We start from the raw sequence: 4,676 nt of genomic DNA on the forward strand, positions 1-4,676 counted from the left end.
CAATCTTCTGTAATAACTTGGCATTCATTTCACCCACTGCGATTCCATTTTCCAAAACCTCTTTCTCAGAAGGTATGTCAGGCAAATGTTTGTTTTCTTCTATAAAGCTTTCTACCTCTTTTAGGTCTTTTAGTTGGTAGTCTTCTTCGAATACAAAGTCGGACCAAGAATCTGTTTCTACCTTAATTTCTCGTGCACCAATGGTTCCATTAACGGCTAGTTTGTGTGTGCCTGTTGTTGTAGTTCCGATACCAACATTTCCATTTGAAAATGCTTGTATGGCTCCAACTTCTCTTGTGCTTGAGAATACCATAGCACCAACAGGAATATCTGTAGTCTTTTGTGGATTTGCTTTTAAAATATTATTACTACTAATTCCTGATGTGCTTGCAATTATTTTCCCATGAGAATATGAGGAATCCATTACAAAATAAATAGAAACAGAACCACTGATTTCTTGATACGCCTCAATACGTACATAATCCCAATTTGCACCATATTTCTGAGGTGTAAAAACTCTAAAACCACTTCTGTTGCCGAAGTACATAATTTCAATTTTCTTTCTATCACTAAAAAAAGAACCTCCAATTAGTTTTACTGTTAACATTTCTCCTGTACTTGAAGTTGATGGTGGAAGAATCGCAAACTTATAATAATGAGTGGTATTATCAGGTGCACGATAACCCGGGTCAAACTTATAATCCTCTTGAGAATATCCTAAAAAATTGAATTGGAAAAGTAATATGATGAGTATTATTTTTTTCATATCTATGTTCAGTTTGATATTGTATCTCTACTATTCTGTTTAATTTCTATAGTATTTATCCTAGCATTTAATTTTTGAATTTTTATATTTTGAGATTTGATTACTTTATTTTGCTCAATCATATAAAGCGTCAACTCCTCAATCTTCTGCAATAGTTTGGCATTCATTTCTCCCACCGCTATTCCATTTTCCAAAACCTCTTTCTCAGAAGGTATGTCAGGCAAATGTTTGTTTTCTTCTATAAAGCTTTCTACCTCTTTTAGGTCTTTTAGTTGGTAGTCTTCTTTGAATACAAAATCGGACCAAGAATCTGTTTCCACCTTAATTTCTCGCGCACCAATGGTTCCGTTAACGGCTAGTTTGTGTGTGCCTGTTTCTGTTGTTCCAATACCAACTTGACCAGTAGATAAAATCGTTAACCTTTCCCCTTTATTATAAAAATTCAATGTGCCATTTGATTGCCTAACATAGGCATTACCCAAATTTGACTCTAATCTAATTTCAGCAGATTTATTTCCCTTTATGTGTAATTTTTCTGTTGGATTGGTTGTTCCGATTCCTACATTGCCATTATCATGAAAGCTAATATTTTCTTGCCAAGTATCATCCGAATCGTTCTGAATAACCAATGCATTAGAATACCTTCCAATTCTATTATTTGCTTTCGATACTACATTAGTATCATAAATGCCTAACATTGCACTTTTTCCTTTTATAGTTAGCATTTCTGAAGGAGTTTTTGTTCCTAATCCTACATAACCGTTTGGCAGAATATGTATAGGAGTCAATCCTCCTCCTCGCCAACCGAAACTAATCGGTAAATTCTCGTTATTCCCATTTCGAGGAGCTTCTATTAATAAACCATTTGTTCTATCTGAATATATTGCTGTCTTTTGCAATACACTGCCATCTAATCCTGTTCCCCATATATACAATGGAGCATTCTGTGAAAAAAGAGAGTGAGTTAACAGTAAAAATAGAAGTACAAGTAAAATATTTTTAATCATGGTTTATTTGTTTTTTTAATTCCAGATTCTCCTTCTTAAGAGTTTTCACTTCTTTCTTTATTTCAATTACATAAAGCGTTAACTCCTCAATCTTCTGCAATAGCTTTTGGTTCATTTCAGATTGATTTACGCCATTCTCCTGCATTTCTTTTGCGGGTGCAACATCTGGTAGGTGCTTGTTTTCCTTCACAAAGTCTTCCACTTCTTCCAAAGAACGAAGTTGGTAATCCTCTTCGAATACAAAGTCGGCACCTTGCATGTCTACTTTTAGTTCTTGGGTGCGGATGGTACCTTTAACATCGAGTTTGTGATTTGGAGAGATGGTGCCAATGCCTACATTGCCATCACCGGCTAATGTCATTACGTCGATTGGAGCTTCATTTCCATAACCACCAGCATACAATCTGAATTTCATTTTATTTGATGCAGCAGCACCAGCAGTTATTGTTGCATCAATTCCATGCCACCTATTTACTCGTGCACTTCCACTTTCAAGGTCACTTTTATGCCCATATTTTATAAAATTATCGAATGTATGATCATAACCTGTTGTTGTCAATTTTGCGATTCCACCATATACACTTAATCTTGAAGAAGGTTTATCTGTTCCTATTCCAACTTTCCCGTCTCCTTTAATGGTCATTTTAACATCTAAGCCCTGTCCACTATAAAAAGTTGAGAAGTATATATCGCGATGAGCATCGGTTGTTATACTAAGCGGTCTATCCTTGGCTATTATGGAAGAGGTATTATTTTGGTAATTTGATGACTTAGGAATGAAATACATATTATAAATATCATTTGCAACTATCATTCCTTTTCCTACAACATGTAATCTGTAGTTAGGATTTGTAGTTCCAATTCCCACATTTCCGTCTTTTTCAAAAATATTAGTTTGAGAATAAAGACTATGATTTGCTAATATAAATAAGATCAGGGTATAGTATTTTTTCATCTGTTTAAATTTTATTTTGAGCTTAGGTGGAACTCCGATGAATTTGATCATTCTCGTGTGTGTATTTTAGAATGCTAAAATTCATTTTCGTTTCATTTTTATTGGTAGGTTTAATTCTTACTTGACCATTCTAGATTTTATTCTCTTTTTTCAAGTTGAATAATTCTCTTTTTTAATACTTCATTTTCTGTAATTAGCTTATTGGTCTTTTTATTTTGATCAATCACATATAGCGTCAGCTCCTCAATCTTCTGCAGTAATTTTTGGTTCATTTCGGATTGATTCACTCCATTCTCCTGCATTTCTTTTGCGGTTGCAACATCAGGTAGGTGCTTGTTTTCCTTCACAAAGTCTTCCACTTCTTCCAAAGAACGAAGTTGGTAATTATCTTCGAAAACAAAGTCTGCTCCTATTTGAGTTACAATTTTCATCTCCTTAGCTTCAATATTTCCATATACTTTTAGATATTTATCAGCTGCATCACGTCTTCCAATTATAACTCCGCTACCTCTGCTATAGACCAATTCCAAAGGATCGGTATTCAACGCCGAGTTAACAACATCAATTGATAAAAACCTAACCGGATCAGAGTTTGCTCCAAATCCAAGATCCCATGAAGAAACTCCAGAATCTCTCAGTTTGATACCTCCTTTGATATCTAACTTACGATTAGGCTCATTGATACCTATACCTACATTCCCATTTTCTAATACTGTAAATTTTATACCTTGATAATTTCCCTTACTCACAACCCAACTGTATGTCTGATGTGCACCAAAATACCAATTATCAGTACCATCAAACAATTTAGTTTGAACGCCTTGTATAAAGCCTCCATTCGGAGTATCTCTTTGTAAAATTAATTTCGGAGAATAATTATAAATTTTCACATTCCCAGTACTTGGATATTCATTGTTTTGAGTAAAACCATAAATACTCCAAATTTGAAATAAAATAAAAATGCAGATTCTTTTCATTTGGATTTAATTAAGCATATTAGCACATATAACTTCTTAGTTCAGTAGCTTATTTTTGTTTTTATATAATTTTATTCGACTGACATTCTACCTATTACAAACTATCGTGAACTTTCTTTTTCAGTTCCAGATTTTCATTTTCTAAAAATTCCATCCTTTTATCCATCTTTATCATATAAAGTGTAAGTTCCTCAATCTTCTGCAATAACTTTTGGTTCATTTCAGATTGATTTACGCCATTCTCCTGCATTTCTTTAGCAGGTGCAACATCAGGCAGGTGTTTGTTTTCTTGTACAAAGTTTTCTAATTCTTCTAAAGAGCGAAGTTGGTAATTCTCTTCGAATACAAAGTCGGCGCCTTGCATGTCTACTTTTAGCTCTTGGGCACGGATTGTACCTTGAACATCGAGTTTAAAACCAGGAGTTATAGTTCCTATACCAACATTCCCATTTATTTTAATTACCATTCTATCTGCATTGCTATAGTTTGAACCATTCCAATATGTGGTGTGAAATCTAATTTCTCCATAATAAGGACTACCTGCAGGATTTGGGTTAACAGAATAAATTCCAGGTCCTCCTAATCCAAAGCTTAGCCCCCCACGGTAAGTTACTTGTCCTCCTACTGCAGAAACCAAATTACCCTTTAAATTTTCATCAATAATTAAGGAAGGCATTTTACCATTTGGTAGTATACTATTAAGAGAAGTACCCTCATAGTTAGCAAAATCACTATATACACCCGAAGTACCTTTTATTTCAATTTTTGCCTGAGGAGTTGTTGTACCAATCCCAACATTCCCATCTTTATAATAAAAGTTATTCGCAGTTCCCGATGTTGTCTTAATCTGTCCGTTTTGAGAGAAAGCACTTGTACAAATAAGTACCAAGCTAATAGTTAAAACCTTTTTTATCATTTTTGCTTGCTTAATAATTGTTCTATCAATTTACTTTGCTTGTCTAATTGCTTTT

Annotated in this window: 5 protein-coding genes; all 5 read right to left on the reverse strand. The window is 34.0% G+C overall.

The genetic code is table 11. The annotated features are described in order from the left end of the window. On the reverse strand, positions 1 to 766 hold a 766-nt coding region (locus DF185_RS22790; RefSeq protein WP_207784732.1), incomplete at its 3' end, for a hypothetical protein. A gap of 8 nt (positions 767 to 774) precedes the next feature. Further along, positions 775 to 1,773: a hypothetical protein gene (locus DF185_RS22795; RefSeq protein ID WP_110364044.1), complete on the reverse strand. Its 999-nt coding sequence runs from the start codon at positions 1,771 to 1,773 to the stop codon at positions 775 to 777. After that, positions 1,766 to 2,728: a hypothetical protein gene (locus DF185_RS22800; RefSeq protein WP_133250137.1), complete on the reverse strand. Its 963-nt coding sequence runs from the start codon at positions 2,726 to 2,728 to the stop codon at positions 1,766 to 1,768. Before DF185_RS22800 ends, DF185_RS22795 begins: the two co-directional genes overlap by 8 nt. A 137-nt stretch (positions 2,729 to 2,865) precedes the next feature. Next, the gene (locus DF185_RS22805) at positions 2,866 to 3,705 is read right to left on the reverse strand and encodes a hypothetical protein (RefSeq protein WP_110364048.1); all 840 of its coding nucleotides are present in this window, start codon (positions 3,703 to 3,705) and stop codon (positions 2,866 to 2,868) included. 94 nt (positions 3,706 to 3,799) lie between these two features. Further along, positions 3,800 to 4,621: a hypothetical protein gene (locus DF185_RS22810; protein ID WP_110364050.1), complete on the reverse strand. Its 822-nt coding sequence runs from the start codon at positions 4,619 to 4,621 to the stop codon at positions 3,800 to 3,802. Between the last annotated feature and the right edge of the window lie 55 nt (positions 4,622 to 4,676).

Source organism: Marinifilum breve (assembly GCF_003202155.1).
GTDB lineage: Bacteria > Bacteroidota > Bacteroidia > Bacteroidales > Marinifilaceae > Marinifilum > Marinifilum breve.